This window comes from Paraferrimonas sp. SM1919 (assembly GCF_010993985.1).
Taxonomy (GTDB): Bacteria; Pseudomonadota; Gammaproteobacteria; order Enterobacterales; family Shewanellaceae; genus SM1919.
In genome coordinates this window covers 12,886-34,793 of sequence record NZ_WINH01000004.1, presented here as the reverse complement: position 1 = coordinate 34,793, position 21,908 = coordinate 12,886, and the positions used below count along the sequence as shown (strand labels likewise).

At 43.3% G+C, this 21,908-nt stretch carries 15 protein-coding genes; 9 read left to right on the top strand and 6 right to left on the bottom strand.

The features are described from left to right. The first annotated feature begins 72 nt into the window (after positions 1-72). The gene (locus tag GFB48_RS03280) at positions 73-507 is read left to right on the top strand and encodes an MEKHLA domain-containing protein (RefSeq protein ID WP_163931099.1); all 435 of its coding nucleotides are present in this window, start codon (positions 73-75) and stop codon (positions 505-507) included. Between the two features lie 25 nt (positions 508-532). On the opposite strand, the gene GFB48_RS03275 is transcribed toward GFB48_RS03280, so the two are convergent. Further along, on the bottom strand, positions 533-2,104 hold the full coding sequence (locus GFB48_RS03275) for a heparin lyase I family protein (protein WP_163931097.1): 1,572 nt from the start codon (positions 2,102-2,104) through the stop codon (positions 533-535). A gap of 405 nt (positions 2,105-2,509) precedes the next feature. Here GFB48_RS03275 and GFB48_RS03270 point away from each other — a divergent pair, with 405 nt between their 5' ends. Then, positions 2,510-4,633, top strand: a complete 2,124-nt coding sequence (locus GFB48_RS03270) for a family 16 glycosylhydrolase (RefSeq protein WP_163931094.1) — start codon at positions 2,510-2,512, stop codon at positions 4,631-4,633. A gap of 114 nt (positions 4,634-4,747) precedes the next feature. Here GFB48_RS03270 and GFB48_RS03265 read toward each other — a convergent pair whose 3' ends face one another. Beyond that, positions 4,748-5,026, bottom strand: coding sequence for a peptidylprolyl isomerase (locus GFB48_RS03265; RefSeq protein ID WP_163931091.1), 279 nt, complete (start codon positions 5,024-5,026; stop codon positions 4,748-4,750). Positions 5,027-5,193: 167 nt separating this feature from the next. Between GFB48_RS03265 and GFB48_RS03260 the strand changes: the two genes are divergently transcribed. The 3 genes from GFB48_RS03260 to GFB48_RS03250 are packed head-to-tail and all read left to right on the top strand — an operon-like array spanning position 5,194 to position 7,986. Continuing rightward, positions 5,194-5,889 (top strand): SDR family NAD(P)-dependent oxidoreductase, encoded by a 696-nt coding sequence (locus tag GFB48_RS03260; protein ID WP_163931089.1) that lies wholly within the window; start codon positions 5,194-5,196, stop codon positions 5,887-5,889. Beyond that, positions 5,886-7,298: a deoxyribodipyrimidine photo-lyase gene (locus GFB48_RS03255; protein WP_163931087.1), complete on the top strand. Its 1,413-nt coding sequence runs from the start codon at positions 5,886-5,888 to the stop codon at positions 7,296-7,298. Before GFB48_RS03260 ends, GFB48_RS03255 begins: the two co-directional genes overlap by 4 nt. Positions 7,299-7,314: 16 nt before the next feature. Then, the gene (locus GFB48_RS03250; protein WP_163931085.1) at positions 7,315-7,986 is read left to right on the top strand and encodes a DUF2461 domain-containing protein; all 672 of its coding nucleotides are present in this window, start codon (positions 7,315-7,317) and stop codon (positions 7,984-7,986) included. On the opposite strand, the gene nagZ is transcribed toward GFB48_RS03250, so the two are convergent. Beyond that, positions 7,983-8,978 carry a beta-N-acetylhexosaminidase gene (nagZ, locus tag GFB48_RS03245; RefSeq protein ID WP_163931083.1) on the bottom strand — a complete coding sequence of 332 codons (996 nt, stop codon included), beginning with the start codon at positions 8,976-8,978 and terminating at the stop codon, positions 7,983-7,985. The genes GFB48_RS03250 and nagZ overlap by 4 nt on opposite strands. A gap of 91 nt (positions 8,979-9,069) precedes the next feature. Between nagZ and GFB48_RS03240 the strand changes: the two genes are divergently transcribed. Next, positions 9,070-10,446: an L-serine ammonia-lyase gene (locus GFB48_RS03240; protein ID WP_163931081.1), complete on the top strand. Its 1,377-nt coding sequence runs from the start codon at positions 9,070-9,072 to the stop codon at positions 10,444-10,446. A 6-nt stretch (positions 10,447-10,452) separates the two neighbouring features. Here the strand turns inward: GFB48_RS03240 and cysB are convergent, their stop codons facing one another. Beyond that, positions 10,453-11,427, bottom strand: coding sequence for an HTH-type transcriptional regulator CysB (gene cysB, locus GFB48_RS03235; RefSeq protein ID WP_163931079.1), 975 nt, complete (start codon positions 11,425-11,427; stop codon positions 10,453-10,455). Positions 11,428-11,617: 190 nt separating this feature from the next. Between cysB and GFB48_RS03230 the strand changes: the two genes are divergently transcribed. After that, positions 11,618-12,370 (top strand): hypothetical protein, encoded by a 753-nt coding sequence (locus tag GFB48_RS03230; RefSeq protein ID WP_163931077.1) that lies wholly within the window; start codon positions 11,618-11,620, stop codon positions 12,368-12,370. Positions 12,371-12,409: 39 nt separating this feature from the next. Here the strand turns inward: GFB48_RS03230 and topA are convergent, their stop codons facing one another. After that, positions 12,410-15,040, bottom strand: coding sequence for a type I DNA topoisomerase (topA, locus tag GFB48_RS03225; protein ID WP_163931075.1), 2,631 nt, complete (start codon positions 15,038-15,040; stop codon positions 12,410-12,412). A gap of 326 nt (positions 15,041-15,366) precedes the next feature. On the opposite strand from topA, the gene astB reads away from it, so the two are divergent. After that, positions 15,367-16,707: an N-succinylarginine dihydrolase gene (gene astB, locus GFB48_RS03220; protein ID WP_163931073.1), complete on the top strand. Its 1,341-nt coding sequence runs from the start codon at positions 15,367-15,369 to the stop codon at positions 16,705-16,707. 25 nt (positions 16,708-16,732) lie between these two features. Here the strand turns inward: astB and GFB48_RS03215 are convergent, their stop codons facing one another. Further along, the gene (locus GFB48_RS03215) at positions 16,733-20,095 is read right to left on the bottom strand and encodes a hypothetical protein (protein WP_163931072.1); all 3,363 of its coding nucleotides are present in this window, start codon (positions 20,093-20,095) and stop codon (positions 16,733-16,735) included. Between the two features lie 217 nt (positions 20,096-20,312). On the opposite strand from GFB48_RS03215, the gene GFB48_RS03210 reads away from it, so the two are divergent. After that, positions 20,313-21,593 (top strand): dicarboxylate/amino acid:cation symporter, encoded by a 1,281-nt coding sequence (locus tag GFB48_RS03210; protein WP_163931070.1) that lies wholly within the window; start codon positions 20,313-20,315, stop codon positions 21,591-21,593. Positions 21,594-21,908: the final 315 nt, after the last annotated feature.

Genomic DNA, 21,908 nt, shown 5'->3' with positions numbered 1-21,908 from the left:
ACTATCGCTTTGGGCACTAAACAGCCTCTTGTTAAGACTGCTTTTAATAATTAAAAAATAGTTGGAAATCTAATGGATAAAATACTCAGGCAAATGGAACTGCTGCACACAAGCTTTAAAGCAATCACACAAAAGCATTTACATACCAATAAAAGCTTAGATAACGCACCCTTTGCGGTGCTATCCCATGGCACAGGATCAGATCCTATTTTTAACTATGCCAATAAAGCCGCGCTTGAGCTGTTTGAATACTCGCTGGAAGATTTGATAACCCTGCCCTCACGGCTATCGGCCGAAGCCATGGTGCAGTCGGAACGGGACCGTTTGTTAGCAAGAGTCAGTCAATTTGGCTATGTTGATGACTATAAAGGTGTGCGGGTATCCAAGAGCGGTAAACGCTTCCAAATTGACAAAGCGATAGTCTGGAATGTGATTGATGCTCAAGGTAACTACCAGGGCCAAGCAGCAGTATTGTATGAGTGGCATCAGATCAAGCCCTACAAGTAATCTTATAGGGCTTCGTTGCTGGAAGTTAGTTAGCAATAATCCTTACTTCATCAATATAAACATCATCGGAATTACCGCTGCCATCACCCACAAAGCGAATTTTCATATTGCTTGGAAAAGTGTAATTAGATTCCGTAATGGTGACGCTTTCTTGATAGAACTGTCCGTTTGCAAAGTCTGTGGTTTCATACCAACTGCCAATAATGACCCAATTAGTGCCATCAAAATACTCTAATAAAAAGCCTTCGTTACTGTTATCCATGCTAACCGCTTGATAGGCAAACTCAACCGTAAGGCTGGTATAGCCGGCACTGTCGATATCGATCGCGTTGGTCAGCTCTGCATTTGCAGAGTTCGAATCATCTTGGATATTCAGGGCGCCATCACCTGCGAATGCCAAAGTACCATTTTCATACCATTTACAATCAGAGCCACCATCTGTATAAGCACCTAAACCCGACTCAAAGTCTTCATAGCTCAATAATGTACCAGAGCCTGAACTATTAACCGTTACATTGGCCACATTAGAAGTGGTTTGAGCACCGCCATCATCCGTCGCAACCGCGCTAAAGGCATAAGTACCAGGGCTAGCGTTATTAAGGGTGTAGCTGTAAGGACTATTAGAATCACTGCCCAGTAGGTTAACGCCGTCATAAAAATCAACCTGGCTGATAGTGCCATCACTGTCGCTGGCGCTCGCATCTAGGGTGATATTATCCCCTTGGGTATACAGCGCACCATCGGTTGGACTATCTAAACTGACATTTGGGGCATTGTTAGAACCGCCACCACCGCCATTGTTACCATCTGATGGGTCAACTTCTGCAAAGCTTTCGCCGACGCGGACATTATCATGGTAAATCGTCCGGCTGATTGAATCGGTATTTTTACTGTCCCATGAAGACTTATATAAACCCCACTTAAAGTAACCTTGGGAGTTTGTATCTCTTTTAGTTGAGCCTGAATAATCAATGACCTTGGTATAGTTACTATCTGCTTCGGTTTTCATCCACACTTCTAATACGCCACTGCCACTGGTGCTATGGTATATGTGGAACACAAAATCGTACCACACGCCAAGTTGGTAATTGCCAAGCAAGTAAGTATTATCGGCCGAGGTTGAGCGCAGGTAAAACTTAAAGCCGCCTTCATCGGTTTTAAGGGTTAAATTAGGCGTACCACCACCAGGCTCTTTCCACTGCAATATGGATTCACCATCACTATCGTAAGCGTAATCATTAGGATCTAATAGAATAGACAATCCATACCAAGAGTCCGTATTAACACCGTAAAATAACTGTTCTGCTTTAGGGGTGTTTTGAGTACTGCTTTCGGTTCTGTGTTTGTTGACAGCACCACTCAGATCGCCCTTTTTTAAGGTATGTCTGACTGACCAACTGCCACTACGGGCATAGGCCTGACTCGCTTCTTGTCTATCTGGGTATGGCTCTTGTAAATCCACCCATGGATTACCATCGTTCCACAGGCCAGATTCATAACCTAAGTCGAACCAAAGGGTGGCATAAGCAGGGGTTAACATCAGACTGGCAATAAGCAGCGCCAATCCCCCCTTCAATTTTTTACTGAGAGTTTGCATAGTTTGTTTCCTTGTTATTGGCAGCCTAACCACAAGACTAAGTCAATATGATTTAAGCGCTGCTACGTTTATCAAGCTCCCTGCCCTTACGACTTTTTGTTTTCCTTAGCAGCCAATAAAACTAGTACAACCCACCAACAAAATATTAACCTTTACAGTTATTTTACATTTACTCTAGTAGATAAGGTTTAAGACCGAGTCTATGCCCACAAACATACACATCTTGATAATCATTTAAATTTCAACCAACACCAAAATAAATCTCAACCATTATTACCAATAATAGTAATCGACTGCTACGCTAAAAAAGAAAGCGCTTACATTTTGCTTTCGCATGATTAATTAAGGCGAATCTTAGTCGGAGTAAGTTGGTAACAGGATCAGCCATTAAATAAGGAAAATATTGTGGCAACAACCAACAATTCCCCTATTCAAGTGATGCTATTACCTCTTGCAATAGGCTTATTCACCAACAGCCATTCTGCGCTGGCGCAACAATGTCAGCTGCCCATGTGGGAAGATAATTTTGACGCATCCAGCCTTAATACCAACGCTTGGGATATCCAACTTGGTGACGGCTGTGATCAGGGCCCAGGCATGTGTGGCTGGGGTAATGATGAACTGCAAAATTATCAAGCAGATAATATCACCCTCAATAATGGTGTAATGACCATTGAAGCCCGTAAACAACGCATAAAAGGCACCCAATATACTTCTGCCAGAATCCGTACAGCAAATATGCCTGAAAGCGGCGAATGGGCATTCGGCCGCTTTGAAGCCAGATTAAAATTTCCTGACGGCCAAGGCATGTGGCCCGCGTTTTGGATGCTACCAAGTAATGCTGCTGAAGGTTGGCCAATCAGCGGTGAGATTGATATCTTTGAATCAGTCGGACAAAGTGCCAACAATGCCTACGGTACCATCCACTATGGTCAACCTTGGCCAGATAACTCGCATATGGGTGCAGGGATCCTCAAACAGCCCGGCAAGTGGTCAGATAATTTCCATACCTATGCCATTGAATGGCAAGCCGATGAAATTCGTTGGTATTTAGATAATATGCTCTATTCCTCTATCCGCGCAGAGGATGTTCAACCTGAAGATTGGCCCTTCGATGGTCGTAATAATTTTCATTTTATTTTGAACCTAGCGGTGGGCGGTAGTTGGGGCGGTACGGTGGATGATTCGGTACTGCCGCAACAACTGCTAGTGGACTATGTTCGAGTATACGCTGGCAGTCAGCCTAATCTCAGTGGTAACCACTTACCTGCCCCTGGAAGCACAGAAAACTATTCTGTAATCAATTCAGCTGGCAATACTACTTGGTCTGTAACAGGTGGCACAATAAGTGGAAGTGGCGATAATATCCAGGTAACTTGGGACCCACAAAGTGCCGCCACTACCCAATCACTAACGGTAACTTCAGGTGGCTGCGAAGTCAGTACGCCTATTTATGTTGGTAAAGCCCTTTCCACGGAAACGGTATTAGATGATTTTAATGGCTCAAGCGCCATGGGCTTAACTTCGGCCACTGGCAACTACAATGTCAACGCTGGGGTGCTTGATTACCGCCGTGACAGCGCCAGCCAATATGATGTTATTGCCTATAGCACCAACGCTATTACTGATGGTAATGCCTTTATTGTTGGCGATAAGGCTTTCGAGGTGGATGTTAACAATACAGACCCTAATTTAATTGGCAAAGAAATCCTCATCCAACTAGAAGACTCATCGGTTGCCACCCCGAGCAACTACCCCAGTGGTCGCCACAGTAAATACCAAGCCTTTATTGAACACGCCAATGGTTGGCAGACCTTAAGGTTCATGACTCTTGAGCGAATTGATGGCGCCACAGCGGATAACAGCATTGATGCCTTTTTATTTTTGATTGACCCCAACAGTTTTAATGGGGATAGCTACACCTTAGACAATGTGGTCATTCTAGGTGAAGCGGGTGGCGCAAATACTCCCCCTAGCGCGGCATTTAATTATGCCTGTAATGACTTAAGCTGTAACTTTGATGGCTCTGCCTCGAGTGATAGCGATGGCAGCATTAGCAGTTATCAATGGGATTTTGGCGATGGTAATAGCTCTAACGGCGTAAGTACCAGCCACACCTTTAGCGCTAGCGGCGATTACAGCGTGACATTAACCGTCACCGATGATCTCGCTGCACAGGCAACATCCACGCAAACGCTAAGCGTCAGTCAAGGCAGTGAAGAAGCAACCTCACTAGTAGTAAGTAGCATCACCACGGGCACTCAAAGCGCAGGTCGAGGCCAAAAATACGGTACGGCAACGGTTACTATTACCGATAACTTAGGTACTGCGGCTGCAGGAGTCACCGTCAACGGACGTTTTTCAGGCAGCTGGAATGAATCAGTATCAGGATTAACTGCTAGCGATGGCACTGTTACCCTTAAAACCACTAGCGCCTTAGGGGGGAATGTAGAAGTCAACTTTTGTGTAGACACTGTCAGTGGTGCCCTGCCTATGGATAGCGTCAACAGTCAAGGGCTTTGCCAATAAAATACCAGCTAAGGCTGTAATACCAGTCAGTTCTTAACTGACTGGTATTTGAGTTAATAAGGATCCTTTTGGAGGTACCCTTATCACGACTCTTGGTTAACTCCTATCAAGGCGTTAGCCGCGACTAGTGACCACCAACAAATGATAACCAAACTGGGTTTGTACAGGTCCTTGCACTTCATTGATAGGCGCGCTAAAAACCACTTTATCAAACTGTGGAACCATCATCCCTGGACCAAAACTGCCTAGATCACCGCCTTGAGCAGCAGATGGGCAATTTGAATGCTGTTTAGCCATATCTTCAAAACTGGCGCCGTCTATAATTTGCTGTTTGATTTCATTGCACTGCGCTTCAGTATCAACTAATAGGTGCTTTGCGGTTGCTTGTACCATGGGACTTAATTCCTCAATTTAAAATGGCATTATAGCAAGCTCGTTTTGCTGCTGTCATTAATCACTTGATGGTTGCGACTTCGATTGATTGAGTTTACCAAATCGTTGCTAGCAATCTTTTTTAAGGTAACCAGCGTACCAACTAAAAACCAATAGCTGGAGCCTACATGTCGACCATAGCCGTAATTGGCGCCCATGGAACCATTGCCAGTGCGCTCATCGATGAATTAGCCTGCAAGCACCAGATCATTGCCGTTAGTCGCACACATGTCCCTTCGTCAACCAATGTTCAATGCTTGACTGTTGAAGACTACACAGAAGACAACATAGAAGCGCTGGCGCAGCATATCGACCAAGGATCATTAGATGCCATCATAGTAGCAACAGGGTTTTTGCATGATAAATCCTACCAGCCAGAAAAAAATTTAGAGGCCCTCTCGAGTAGCCACTTCCTAAAATCCATGGAAGCTAATTGCTTGGTGCCTATGCTTTTTTTTAAGTATCTTATCCCCAAGCTTAAGCAACATAGCCTAACCTTAGCGGTAGCCTTATCTGCTCGGGTAGGTTCGATCAGCGATAATCGTCTTGGAGGCTGGTACAGTTATCGAAGTTCTAAAGCAGCACTAAATATGATGATTAAAAATACCGCCATACAACTAAAACGACAAAAGCGTCAAACATGCGTTATCGCTTTGCACCCAGGAACAGTATTTAGCCCATTATCATCACCATTTAAAAAGCAAAATTCACAATGGCAGCAACCACAACAATGTGCACAAAAGCTAGTTAAAGTATTGATAAACCTTGAACTGAGTGATTCAGGCAAGATTTTTGACCACAACGCTAAAGAAATCCAACCATGAAAAAAATCAACATAGTGCTTTTGAGAAAAGATCTAAGAATCAACGATAACCCCGCCCTAGTAAACGCCAGCGATTTACCCACAGTCGTCGTTTTCCCAGCGGAAGCTCGCCCTCCAAAGGGGTCTGCTGCGAGAGTTTGGTTAGGACACAGCTTAGCATCACTTAATCAACAGCTCAGCGGCAAACTTTATTTGGCAGCGCAACCAATGGCAACATTTATCCGTGAAACAGCGGCTCAATTCAACATTCAAGGCTTGTATATGGCACATGGCCTATCTGCTGAAGATAAAGCTTTTGAGCAAACGTTGATGCCATTGTGCCAACAGCTCAATATTGAGCTGCATTTCACGGACGCTAATTTATTGTGGGACTTGCAAACGCTACAAAAAGCAGACCAAAGTGCTTACAAAGTTTTCTCAGCTTTTTACCGACACGCACAAAAGCAGCCATTATTAAAACAGGCATCCCAGTTAAACAACATTGAGTTATTGTCATTGCCAGGAGGGGCTCTCGAGACTGAATTTGTTCCAGAGATGACATCAGTATGGGGTAAAAAAATCATTGAAAATTGGCCTGGCAGTGCTCCTGGCGAACCTTCCGCCCAGCAAAGATGGCGCAGACTCTGTCAACAAGCGTTCAACAATTACCAGCAGGGTCGAAATATTCCCTCCCAAATCAATACATCATTATTATCTGCGGCCATCGAATGGGGAGAACTGTCCGTCAGGCAAATGCATCACGACTTATGTCAGCTGTCACCATCAGATGATATTGAACACTTTAAATCTGAGCTGGCATGGAGAGCATTTAGTCATTATCTTTTAAGGGATTACCCTCATATGGATAGAGAAAACATCAACCCTAAGTTTAACCATTTTCCATGGCTTGATAACCCGTTATTACTACATAAGTGGCAGCAAGGCCTCACTGGGATCCCAATTGTTGATGCTGGTATGAGAGAACTATGGCACACCGGCTATATGCACAACCGGGTTCGGATGATCACTGCTTCTTTGTTAGTTAAGAACCTGCTGATCCCATGGCAGCATGGCTGTAAATGGTTTGAGCAAACCCTATTTGATGCTTCCCCGGCCAATAACAGTGCCAGTTGGCAATGGGTAGCAGGCAGTGGTATGGATGCAGCACCGTATTTCCGAATCTTCAATCCCGTTACCCAGTCGGAACGGTTTGATAAAAACACTGACTACCTATGTAAATGGCTGCCTCAGCTAGAAAAATTGCCGCCCAAATACCGCCATGCCCCATGGCAAGCTCCAAATAACGTATTACAAAGCTGTGACTTTGTGCTTGCTAGGGATTATCCACATCCTATTGTTGACCTGAAAGATTCCCGGCAAAATGCATTGTCTGCCTATCAAAACCTGAAACAATTAGGTAAGCTGCAATAAAAAAGACCAATCACATATGTTTAACAAAAATACATTTCATTTTTTAGCCGAATTAGCCAACAATAATGACCGGGATTGGTTTAAGAGCAACCAACCTCAATATGAACAACTCGTGAGAGCGCCAGCATTGCAATTTATTGAGCAAATGCAACCAAGTATTGAACAATTTAGTCAACGTTTTGTTGCCGTGCCCAAGAAAGTGGGAGGCAGTTTGATGCGTCCCCAAAGGGATGCACGATTTTCAAAGGACAAAACCCCCTACAAAACTAATATTGGTATTCAATTTAGACACTTTCAGGGTAAAGATGTTCATGCCCCTGGATTATATCTTCATATTGCCAATGATAATTGTTTTATCGGAGCCGGCATTTGGCGGCCCGAATCCGCAGTGCTAGCAAAAATACGCAGTTGTCTTGATGACAATCCGAGGGCTTATCAAAAAGCCCTAGAAACAATGCAGCAAAATGGCTTTGAACTTTCTGGTGCTAGCTTAATTCGCCCCCCAAAGGGCTACGATAAAGACCACCCAATGATTGCAGAGCTAAAGCGCAAAGACTTCATCGCCATCAAATCCATCAGCAAACAGCAAGTGTGTTCGCAAGATTTTTTAGAATTTTGTACAGAACAATACCAACACACGCGTCAGTTTATGGCTTACCTGTGTTTTGCACTGCAACTGGATTTTTAATTGAGCTGTTGGCAAATCAACTTGGCTTTATCGAGCATAACTTGGTCAAAGTCTGCGGCATATAAGTTGGCTGCTTTAAGTGGCTCAATATGACTTACTTTATGCTGCTGCCATTGATAGTGTTGCAGCAGATAGGCAACCTCAGTAGGACTATTACATACCAAAGCAAAATCACAACCTGCGCTTAATGCCGCATAAACTCTGTCACTAATGTCACCCACCACGGTCGCGCCATGCATACTCAAATCATCGGAGAAAATGCTGCCGCTAAAATTCAACTGTTGCTTTAATACTTGTTGTAACCAATAAGGTGAAAAGCCAGCTGGATTAGGATCGATGCGAGTATATATCACATGAGCTGGCATGATCCCTTGCAATACCCCTTGCTTGATTAACGTCATAAAAGGGGGTAACTCTTGCTGTTCGATTTCACTGAAAGAACGAGGATCTTGAGCAATGGCAACATGAGAATCCGCTTTTACCCCGCCATGGCCAGGGAAATGTTTACCAATCGCAATCATGCCAGCATGATGAAAACCGTTAATCAACGATTGGGCCAATTCAGTGACAATTTGTGGATCCGCTGAGAAGGCGCGTCGCCCAATCACATCTGAGATGCCATTTCTATCTAAGACTGGGGCAAAACTAAAATCAATACCAACTTGCTGTAATTCTACCGCCATTAAATAACCGATGAGTTCAGCCCATTGCTTCGCTTGTTGAAGATCGCGGGCCTGCTCGATAAAGCTCGCCATGGCAGGAATTTTACTAAAACCATCAACAAACCTTTGCACTCGACCACCTTCATGATCCACCCCAATGACAATATCTGGGTTGACCGCTCTGATAGCCTTAGTCAATTTAACTAACTGTGCTTTATTTTTATAATTTCTTGCAAAAAGGATCACTCCTGCAACGGCCGGATGACGAAGTTGCTCAGCTTCAAGTTGGGTAATTTCAAAGCCTTGCAAATCCATTATAAGTTGTTTCACGTAATTCCCTACTACCAAAATAAATATTGGCTAAACTAACACTATTCAAGTTATGATTTTAACAAGATTTATCGTCTTTGGATAAAAATTTATGATCAGTGTTTTCGATATGTTTACCATAGGCATCGGCCCTTCTTCATCCCATACTGTTGGTCCTATGAAAGCAGCAAAGCTGTTCGCTGAAGAGCTTCAAAGTTTGGGTCATTTTGAACTCACCGATGAAATTCAAGTAGAATTATTTGGCTCCTTAGGACAAACCGGTAAAGGCCATGGCACCGGTACCGCCGTTACCTTGGGCCTACTAGGTGAAGAGCCCCAATTATGTGATACTGAGACTGTTGAAGATAAGTTGCAACAGGTTAGCCAATCACAACAGCTTAATCTTCTTGGGAAAAAGCTGGTCAACTTTACTCGTAAACACAGCATCACTTACCACAGGCGTAAATCCTTACCCGGTCACGCCAATGCGATGCAAATTAGAGCTTATCATCAGCAAAAATTACTTTTTGCAAAAGTATATTATTCTATTGGCGGTGGCTTCATCCTTGATGAAGATGAATTCAAACAAGGGCTTATCCCCATCAATACCACAGCCATCACCGCTCCCTACCCTTTTAGTTCAGGGAAAGAATTGATAGAGCAATGTAAAAATTCAGGGCTTAGCATTGCAGGGCTAATGCTTAAAAATGAACAGGCTTTACAACGTCACCCAAACATAACTGATGAGTTATGGCACATTTGGCAAACCATGTATGCTTCGATGCAGCGCGGCTTAAAAAAAGAGGGATTACTACCTGGGGGGTTGAAACTACGTCGTCGTGCGCCAATGCTGTATCGAAAACTTGCTAACGAGCAAGCACCTCATAATGACCCTCTTTATTCAATGGATTGGGTTAATTTATTTGCCATCGCCATCAATGAGGAAAATGCCGCCGGCGGCACTGTGGTCACGGCACCCACCAATGGCGCAGCTGGAGTGATCCCGGCGGTGCTTTGCTACTACGATAAGTTTATTCGTCCAGTGGATAAAGAAATCGCTCAAAGATACTTACTGACCGCCGCAGCTATTGGTATTTTATATAAAAAGAACGCTTCCATTTCTGGAGCGGAAGTCGGTTGCCAGGGAGAAGTTGGCGTGGCTTGTTCAATGGCAGCAGCCGGACTGACAGAGATCCTCGGTGGCACACCTGATAATGTTGAAAATGCGGCTGAAATTGGCATGGAGCATAATCTCGGGCTGACCTGTGATCCTGTTGGCGGTTTAGTTCAAGTTCCCTGTATCGAGAGAAATGCCATGGGTGCAATCAAAGCGATTAATGCTTCAAGGCTAGCATTCAGAGGCGATGGCTGTCATAAAGTCAGCTTAGACAAAGTCATCAAAACCATGTGGGATACTGGCATGGATATGCGCTCTAAATACAAAGAGACCGCTAAAGGCGGCCTCGCAGTTAACATCGTTGAGTGTTAGCCATCATTAACGCATGGGCAGTTGTTGATCCTTAAACATCGCTTCAACTGCCTCCGCATCCCGCAAACTCATCGCTTGCTCTACAACTGAGCGTGTTAAATGTGGTGCAAAGTATTCAATAAAATCATACATATAGCTTCTTAAAAAGCTGCCTTTGCGAAAACCGATCTTAGTGGTGCTGTGGTCAAATAAATGACTAGCATCAATAGCAATCAAGTCATCATCTTCCATTTCATTAATGGCCATAGTCGCAATCACACCGACTCCAAGCCCAAGCCTTACATAAGTTTTTAACACATCTGCACTAGTGGCACTAAAGACAACATTAGGTTCTAAACCCGCCTTCTCGAATGCTTGTTCTAAAGCTGAAGATTTGCTAAAGCCAAACACATAAGTCACCAAAGGACATTGGGCTAAATCGGTCAATTCAACTTTTGATAACTGGGCCAAGGGGTGATCTTTTTTCACCACAATTGAACGATTCCAATGATAACAAGGCAACATCACCAAATCGTTATATAGATGGATCCCTTCTGTAGCGATAGCAAAATCAGCATCACCTCTTACTGCCGCTTCTGATATTTGTAGAGGTGTCCCTTGATGCATATGCAGCGAGACTTTAGGGTAACGCTCAATAAAATGAGAAATAACAGAAGGCAAAGCGTAACGAGCTTGGGTGTGTGTTGTGGCAATGTTTAGTGCACCTTGATCAGGTAAGGTATACTCCCTTGCAACTTGTTTAATGCTTTCCGCTTTACTCAAAATATCTGCGGCAATATCAACAACCTTTTGTCCCGCAGGAGTGACATGAGTAAGATGTTTACCACTGCGGCCAAAGATTTGAATACCTAACTCATCCTCAAGCATTCTCACTTGTTTAGAGATCCCAGGTTGGGATGTATAAAGATTATCAGCTGTCGCTGAAACATTAAGATTATTGTTCACCACTTCTACAACATACCGCAGTTGCTGTAATTTCATGTACTTTCCTTGAATTGGAACTGATTTATATATGTTAATTACAAATAGTTATATATTATAGAGATCTTTATTTCAAATTGTTCCATCCTTTATGCTTAAAATCCGAGCGATGTAAAGATTTTAAACTGTTATTGGTAAGTAAGTTTGTGTAGGATAAATGTGAACATTATTTTAGGGAAGTGCGATATTAATGTCTTGGATAGTTATTCTTGGAATTTTATTCGCTGTATTGTTATTAACGCTTATTATTGTTAATGCGCTGCAGCAGTATAAAGAAAAAATGGAAGCTCAACGAAAAATTGAGAAAGCCCGTCAAAAAGCAATTATTGATGAAACCGAACTGATCTTAGCCCAAAGTGGCGCTTTAGTTTTTCCTAGCCAACTGATTCAGCTTTTATACTTACGTGTGCACTCGGCTTTAACGCAACTGTATCAACTTACAAATGAAGAAAAACTGTTGCTTAATAAGGCTAATATCGAACAGCAAATCAATAAATTAGAAGCCGTGCCAACGGACAATAAATTAGCTAACTTTAAAATGGCTGATGATGAGCAAACCACCATTCATCAGGTACAACTGTTGAAAAAACTGCATGCGATTATTAGACAGGAGCAGTTAAAAGGAAATCTCAGTCCGCAAGATTTTAGTTTATGTGATAATCACATTACTATTTTACAGTTGAAAATCAATATCAACTCTTCAATTGCAAGAATTCAGACATCTATCTTATTGAAACAACTTGGTAGTGCTAGACAAGGGCTAACAAATGCTCAAGAAAAACTCGCTATTTTAGCTGAAAAACTGCCAGACTCTTCTTTTGTGGCCAACCTGCAAGAGCAACTTAATACCTTGGCCCCTCAACTTGAGGCTGGCATTCAACCGGACAAAAAATATAAAGTTGATGATATAGACGAGTTGTTCCAACCTAAAAGAAAATGGTAATTACATAAAAAAAGCCGCTTTACTTAAGCGGCTTTTTTATTATTTGCTAGCTTTAGGTTTAGAAATCTTACCTCTACCTTGCCACATTCCATTTTCAAAATGGGCACTCCAACCAGTAGCTTTGCCATCACTTCTTTCTGAAGCGACATATTGCTCTTTGGTCTTTCGACTAAATTTAACTACTGTAGGGTTACCTTCTGGATCCGTCTCTGGAGCCTCTGTCAAATACTGGTATTTTGACCAAATTCTATCCTTGAAGCGAACCAATTCACTTACCTTAGGCGCTCTCGTTTCTCTAGATTTAGGAAACGTACTGGCTGCTAAGAAAATCCCAGCGGCACCATCGCGTAACACAAAGTGCGCTTCTGATTTCTCACAAGGTAGCTCTGGTAAGAAGATAGGATCTTCTTTTGGTGGCGCGGCCTCACCATTACGAAGTAACTTCCGGGTGTTTTTACAATCTTCACTGGTACAGCCAAAGTACTTACCAAAGCGACCATTTTTAAGCTCCATATCGGCACCACATTTATCGCACTCGATAACTGGACCATCATAGCCTTTGATCTTAAATTCACCCTTCTCAACTTCATAACCATGGCATTGAGGATTATTACCACAAACATGAAGTTTACGAGTTTCATCTATTAAGTAAGAATCCATCGCTGTTGAACATACTGGACAACGACGCATGGCTCTAAGTGCATCCGTCTCTGAAGTTAATGACTCTGCTTCTTCGCCAGGGGTCAAATTCAAAGTAGTTTTACAACGCTCCTTAGGAGGCAAAGCATAACCTGAACACCCTAAAAATACCCCGGTGGTGGCGGTGCGAATGCCCATAGGACGAGAACAGGTTTGACACTCAATATCGGTCATAACCATGTCATTAGGGCGCATACCACCTTCTTCAGGGTCTAGATCAGCTTGAGCAAGCTTGGTCGTGAAACCTTGATAAAACTCATTCAGCACGTCTTTCCAATCTTTATTACCTGATGCAATTTCATCAAGTGTGCTTTCCATGTCTGCAGTAAAGTCATAACTTAATAAATCACTAAAGTTTTCAACTAATCGATCAGAAACAATTTCGCCCATTTTCTCCGCATAAAAACGACGATTTTCAACCTTAACATAACCTCGATCTTGAATGGTTGAAATAATAGAAGCGTAAGTGGATGGGCGACCAATGCCACGCTTTTCTAATTCTTTAACGAGAGAAGCTTCATTAAAACGCGCAGGCGGCTTAGTAAAGTGTTGTTGTGGGTCCAACTCAATCAAATTAAGTTGTTCACCTGCGGTTAAATCTGGTAACTGAGAGTCACCGTCTGATTTTTTACGCACAATTGGCTGCACTCGAGTCCAACCATCAAATTTTAAAATTCGTCCTTTTGCCCTTAGCTCATAATCACCCGCATTAACCGTGATCACGCTTGAAGTAAAATTGGCCGGAACCATTTGGCAAGCAACAAACTGACGCCAAATTAATTCGTATAGACGATGCGCATCTGGATCCATGCCCTGCAAGAACGCGGCCTCGACGTTGACATCTGAAGGGCGGATCGCTTCGTGAGCCTCTTGAGCTCCCTCTTTAGAGCCATAACTAATGGCTTTTTCTGGTAAGTATTGACCACCAAACTCTTTTTCAATGAAACCACGAGCACTCGCGACCGCTTCCGAACTTAAATTTGTCGAATCGGTACGCATATAAGTGATGTACCCTGCCTCATAAAGGCGTTGCGCAAGCATCATGGTTTTCTTAACACCATAACCTAATCGAGTACTCGCTGCCTGTTGCAACGTCGAGGTAATAAACGGCGCACTGGGTTTGGACTGAGTGGGCTTATCTTCACGACCCACCACTTGATACTTAGCAGACTTTAAATACTCTACCGCAGAACTGGCTTGGGCTTCATTTAAAGGCTTAAAACTACTGCCTAGATATTTAGCCACTTCCATGGTTAGCTGCCCTTGGCTATGCCCAAGTTCAGCTTTAACATCCCAAAACTCTTCAGGAACAAAGGCTTTAATTTCGCCCTCTTTCTCAACCACTAGCCGAACGGCTACCGATTGTACTCGTCCCGCTGAAAGGCCACGAGCGACCTTTTTCCAAAGCAGTGGCGATACCATAAATCCGACAACTCGATCTAAAAATCGACGCGCCTGCTGGGCTTCAACCTTAGCAATATCCAGTTCAATAGGATGGGAGAAAGCATCTTGAATTGCAGACTTAGTAATCTCATTAAATACTACGCGTTGATAACGATCATCACTGCCACCAATGATTTCTTTTAGATGCCAAGCAATGGCCTCTCCTTCTCTATCCAAATCGGTTGCGAGATAGATGTGATCCACTTTTTCCGCTAGGCTTTGTAACTCATTAACGACCTTTTCTTTACCAGGTAAGATTTGGTAATTCGCTTGCCAGTCTTTGTCTGGGTTGATTCCCATGCGTGCGACTAAAGCTGCTTTATCGCGCTTCGCTTTATGGGCTGCTTTTTGTGCTGGGGTCATCGACTTAGTGTCGACTTTCGATTTCGCTGGGGTTTTAGCAGTGGCAGAAGTAGGCAAGTCACGGATGTGGCCTACGCTCGATTTCACAATAAAATCTTTGCCTAAATATTTGTTTATCGTCTTCGCTTTTGCAGGAGACTCCACAATTACTAAAGATTTACCCATAGATTATTATTCGCCGTTCTCATGATTAGTTAAATATTTTTATATTTGGTGGCTTAGCTTAGTCTATAAAAGCACTAAAAACCGAATCAAAATGCTTTTATTTATATAAAAAAGCAAGGTTTAGTGGTGTTCGCCTATAAAAAGTAATATTTCATTATGGCGTCTGTGGCAAGCTTTACTTGATTAAAACTGGTAATTTAATGTCATCTTGGTTAAAAAAACAGTCACAATTAACATTAGCACAACAAAAATAAATGCTTGTTTACTTTCATTAACATGCCAAATAGAATCTGTTTTGACCATGAAGTACTCTATAAGGACGTATAATGAGCACCAATTACTTTGAAGCCAATTTCGATGGTTTAGTTGCCCCGTATCATAACTATGCAGGCCTAGCGCCAGGTAATCTCGCTTCTCAAGCCAGTGCCAACAAAGCTTCAAACCCTAAAGCTGCAGCACTTGAGGGCTTAAAAAAAGCAAAGTTTGTCAGAGATTTAGGTTTTCAGCAAGGAATTTTAGCACCACAAGCAAGAGCAGATGTCTCCACCCTAAAACAATTAGGCTTTTATGGTAGCGAACAGCAAGTCATTGCACAAGCAGCAAAGCAAGCTCCCCATCTTCTCGCAAATTGTTATTCTGCTTCAAGTATGTGGACAGCTAATGCCGCTACCGTTACCCCAAGTTGTGACAGCCGTGATGGTAAAATACACTTCACTCCAGCTAATTTATTAAGTCAATTTCACCGTAGCATTGAGGCGCCAACAACCGCCAAGATTTTACAAGCAACCTTCAAAGATGCTCATTATTTTAGCCATCATCGTCCACTGCCAATGCATCCTGATTTTAGCGATGAAGGGGCTGCAAACCACAATCGCTTAAGCCTAGGTTATGGTAAGTCCGGACTGAATGTATTCGTTTACGGTATTGACCAGCAAAATCCATCTCTGGCGCCAAAGCGTTATCCTGCTCGACAAACCCTGATGGCATCACAAACAATCGCTAGGAAGCACCAAATAAACCCACAACAAGCAATTTACCTTCAGCAATCAGCTCAAGTCATCGATCAGGGTGTGTTTCATAATGATGTGATAAGTGTCGCCAATCAAAATGTGTTCTTTTACCATGAGCAAGCATTCACTGATCCATCACAATTACAGCTTATAGAGCATTCACCGCAATTAAATGGCCAACTAGAACTCATCAAAGTGCCGCAAGATAAAGTCACCGTAGAGCAAGCTGTGGCAAGCTATTTATTTAATACACAACTGATTGGTGAAAAAGGTAATATGACCTTAATCGCTCCCACCCAGTGTTACGATATATTGCCCGTTCATCAATATTTAGAAGAACTTAAAGCCTCCAATGCCAGTATCAATCATGTCCACTATGTGGAAGTAAAACAATCCATGGCTAATGGCGGAGGTCCAGCGTGTTTACGTTTAAGAGTAGAAATGAACCAACAGCAAGCACAAGGGGTAAATTCAGGCTCTTGGCTAACTGATGAAAATTATCTTGCTTTAACCAATTGGGTTGAAAAGCATTACCGTGATCATCTAACCCCCGCAGATTTAGCGGACTTTGAACTCTACCTAGAATGTCAACAGGCGCTAGATGAATTAACCCAAATTATGGGACTTGGATCCATTTACCCTTTCCAACAAAACTGATTTGCTATCGAGCCCCAAGTTCACGCTACGGGGCTCCAACAATTATTTTTATATTATGTAATAACGTGGTGGTGCCATTGGGTGTCGTCGCCTGGATCAGCAAGTTCCCTTCTTCTGCTTCTGCCGAACCGAACACATCAAAAGTATAAGCTATGCCACCGTTATAATTAGTCGAGTTAATGGTATAAGAAGATGGCACTACGCTGCCTACATTAACTGAGGCTTCAACTACTGTTCCTGCGGCTAGGGGTTGATTGTGTAGATCCGACAGCACCATCGAAATACTGCCACTGCCCTCAATGTCTACATTAATGTCATCATCCACATTGCTTCCCTGATTATCAATAATCGTTGGCACACTGCTATAAGCAGTACTGCCAGACATAACCAGCACTAATGAGTCACTAACATTTATCGTTTTCGCGGCACCACAATAAGGATTAGCCACATCAATTGAGCATAATACGCCATTATAATGACCATCAGCGCTATCAAAGCTTCCATTATTGTTAAAGTCTAAAAACTCTTCTAGGTCACCACCTGTTTCACCGGCGACAGCTGGGTTAAATACGCCATCCTCGTTGTAATCAACAAAGGCCTCCGCCTGATCGTAAGGATCCCCACTAATATCATTACCGCTAAATAAACTAAATTCAGACTGATCAAAGCGGCCATTACCATTACTGTCTGGGAAAGATTCTTCACCAATGGCTGTGGCCAGAATGGTCACTCGACCGCCATAACTTTGTCCTAAGAAATTGCTGGTTTGAGGTTCAAAAACTAATTCTCCCACACTGTTTATAAGTTGATTACCCACCGGCCTCGGTTCGGTTGAGGTCCACATCACTGAGCAACTGCCATTACTCGTTAGGCAAGATGGTTCAATTACCCCCCCTTCGGTAGTAAACGATACCGCCGTCCCATCAGGTACCGGGTTATTGTAGGCATCAGCTAATCTTGCGGTAATTTCAACACTCGTTCCGTCAATATTCCAAGCTTCAGGGTTTAATATTGAGGCACTTAAAGAAATTGAATCTTGGTCAGGAATACCGGTTGAAATGACAAGATTACTTGACTGACTGAACACTCCCGGAGTGAGATCCACTATTTGCGCTAAAACCCTAACCGAGGTCGCCACGCTACCACTATTAACGACGGTTTGTACTAACCCTAGGTTATTGGTGGTCGCTTGGGTTGGATTAATTTGGATGCCACCAACTTCAGTATTTAAGGAAAATTGAACGTCTTGGTTGGCGACTGGATTGCCATTACTATCAAGCACTTTAAATAATAAAGTAGAGCTTTCTGCACTGCCAACCCCGCCAGTACCCAAAATACCAATTTGTTCAGGGGTTGCTGATACAAATACCATTGAACCAACACTTGCTGCGAGTACGTTTATTGAAGTTGCAGCCGATAAATTCACCCCTCCGGCATTAGCATTAACATTAATAGGATCATCACCCACACAACCTTGGGCTAAATAAGTCGTGGTCGCTTGTCCATTCACAGAAAATACCGGGCTTGATATTCGCGCTTCGGCAGGCTCTAAATTGGCACAATTGGAGCTGAAGCTAACCTCAACCGGCTCTAAATAGGGGTTATTATCACCATCAACGAGATCAACACTAACGGTCGCAGTTCCCCCTGCTGATAATGTCTCTAAGCTCACTTCTGCGAGGCCTGATTGAAAGGGGTCACCTGAGCCCATTTTAATTTCGGTGGCACCGATCACAACAATGGTTGTGGCACTGTAACCTTCCAAAGTGGTAGCTTCGACTAATCCTGCCCCGAACACATCGCCAGCATAGAGTGTGACTTCTGCTTGACCTTGATCGTTAGTAACCGCCGAGGTGATAGGTAAGCGCCCTAATGATGTTGAGAAATTAACGATGGTTTGCTGACTTTGACCTGTCACCGTAGCAACAATTTTTGCCGGATTTTGAGCACTGACATTCCCTACTGGATTATAAAACTCATCCACCAGCTCAAGTTGCACTTGTACAGTCTGACTGCCACCATCGCCTGCACTGGCATAATTAACCTCGGTTAATTGTCCCTGTGAGGTGATCACTACCGTCCCTGCTCCGGGATTTTCGCCAGCAAGCAAGGTGATGTTGGCTTGGCCATTGGCATCGGTCAAAGCACTCCCCGACTCTGGCGTCAGTAAACCAATGTTACTAATGGCAAAATTAACCACAGCGTTACTAACAGGTACTTGCGCTTTGGTCAGCGTTACCGATACCACCCCAGGTTGTGCTGCAGATATTTGATTAGTAGGAGTACCTGCTTTATTGAGGAGTTGTGCCTGCAATTGGTAATCATTGTTTACCGCTTGTCCATCCCCCAGAGTTGCATATGCGATGCGGTTGGTTACACCATTTGCATTGACAATGATCTCTGCGGCACCTTCGACAGTACCGGCAAACAATTTCATTTGTGCCAAGCCGTTTTCGTCAGTAAGTGCGGTGGCACGTTCTGAGGCGAACTCTCCTAACTCACTGGCAAAACTCACTAACTGGTGAGCTTGAGGCTCCCCTTCAAAATTTACACTTACCTTTACAAAACCTGGATTAGCGGCACTGATTTGGGTTATATCGATATCTTGGTCATTGGTAAGCCTTAGGCTTAATTGATAGCCTTGCTGGGCTAACTGATCACCTAAACTAGCAAAAGATGCACTCACTTGAGTGCCCTTAGCAGTGGCCGAAATTTCCCCTGCTCCTTCAATGTCACCAGCTTGTAATTCGATAGTGGCTTTACCAGCGCTATCAGTAAGGCGAGTGCCACTATTGGGGTTTAACTGACCGATACTGGCAAGGTTGAAGGTGACAACCTCATTCGCAACTGGAGCGCCACCGAGCGTTAGAGTAGCGGTAACTATTAAAGGGGAACTGGCACTGGTGGTATGACTCGAGAAACCTTGGGGATCTTGTAAATCAAGGCTAATAGCAAATTCACTAATACTCGCATCACCTACTGAAGCAAAAGCGATATTACTGGTTGCCCCAAAAGCTTCGGCATAGACTTTACCGGCTCCAGCAATATCAGTAGCATTAATGGTCACCTTAGCCATGCCATTGGTGTCGGTAATAGCGGTACCAATCTCTGGAGTAATACGTACCAGTGCGTCAGCACTAAAAGTGACGATTTGATTGGCATAGGGGGCGCCATTCTTGGTTAAGTAGGCATTTACTGTCGCCGGATTTGCTGCAGAGATTTCAGTGACCGCTTGGCCATTATTATCCGATAGCGTGAGTGAAATGGCATAACTGTCTGTTACGACCGGAACCGAGGTGCCGCCACCACTTCTCGTTAGACTGTCATCACCAGAACCACCACAAGCGACCAAAAATATCAGGCTGAAGCTAAGTAACCACGTTTTCATTACCACATTCCATCTCTACCAAGCTTTTTAAAGTATTGCACAATCTTCCAATGTTGCTCACTTTAGGAAATTAACAGACTGCTTTCTTTTAACATCATTTTTGACACCCTTTTAACTTAAATTAAACTTTTAATGGAATTAAAGCGGAACAAAAGTTTAATAATAGTCGCAATCTTGATAGGCTTCTGCCAAATTACAAAAACTAAGAGGTTATTAAATGAGCCAAGATAAAAAATTAGGCTTAACCGCTAAAATATTAATAGGTATGGGTTCAGGTATTGGTCTAGGACTGTTACTGCGAAACCTATTTCCAGGCAGTGAGTTAATTGAACAATACCTAACCATGGGTGTGTTCCATGTTATTGGCAGCATCTTTATTTCATGTCTTAAGATGCTAATGGTACCTTTGGTATTTGTGTCACTGGTTTGTGGTACCAGCTCATTAGCTGACCCTTCAAAACTGGGTCGACTGGGCGGTAAAACGATTTCGTTCTACTTGTTCACAACCGCCATTGCCATCTCGTTAGCGATGGGCTTTACCCTGTTAATTCAACCTGGTGATCCAACAATGGCGACACAAGGTCTGACTTATGTGGCCAAAGAAGCGCCAAGCCTAGCCCAAGTGATCATCAATATTTTCCCAACGAACCCAGTTCTGGCGTTCACTGAAGGTAACATGCTGCAAATTATCGTATTTTCAGTGATCTTCGGTTTTGCAATTAGTCATATTGGCGAAAAAGGCGAGCGTATTAGAACACTATTTAATGACCTAAATGAAGTGGTTATGAAAGTGGTTAGCCTAATCATGGCAATGGCTCCTTATGGCGTTTTTGCTCTTATGGCAAAATTAGCTCTTGGTTTAGGTACAGATACTTTTGCTAGCGTATTTAAGTACTTCCTCGTCGTGGCTGGTGTGCTTATCATTCATGGCTGGGTAGTATACCCTGCTCTGCTTAAAGGCTTTACTGGCCTGTCTCCTGTCATCTTCCTTCGTAAAATGCGAGATGTGCAGCTATTTGCTTTCTCAACCGCAAGTTCCAATGCCACATTACCAGTTACTATGCGTAATGCTGAGCATCGTTTAGGCGTTGATAATAAAATTGCCTCCTTTACGCTGCCATTAGGCGCGACGGTGAATATGGATGGCACGGCTATTATGCAAGGTGTAGCAACTGTATTCATTGCTCAAGTTTGGGGTATCGATTTAAGCATGATGGATTTCCTAATGGTTATTCTAACGGCAACCTTAGCTTCTATCGGTACTGCTGGGGTGCCTGGTGTTGGCATGATCATGTTGGCTATGGTACTTGAACAGGTAGGTTTACCGGTCGAAGGTATTGCCCTAATTATTGGTGTTGATCGCCTACTTGATATGCTAAGAACAGCGGTAAACATTAGTGGTGATACTGTCGCTTCTGTCATTGTTGCTAAAAGTGAAGGTGAATTATCACTAGCCGCTTATCACGACCCTGAAGCTGGCCAAAAAATAACTGACTAAGCGCTAATGATAGAAGGGAATCAATAGAGCATGACTTGAGCATAAGTCTAGTGGCGCAATAAGCTTAGCGAGCTCATTCGTTTCAAAGATGGTATGTCATCTAAACCATCCTGCCATTACGACGTTGTAAAAGTCCGCGCTATTGTGTAGCTCTCTTACTCGCGAGCGATGTAGATAATAACGGTTGAGGTGAAGTCTACATCGCTTTTTTGCCCAGAGGGCTTGCCCTTACAAAGCCATGCTAATCATTATTTCAATGATCACAACATCAAGTTAAAAACTCCCTAAGCCGCAGCTTAGGGGTTTTGGATAACC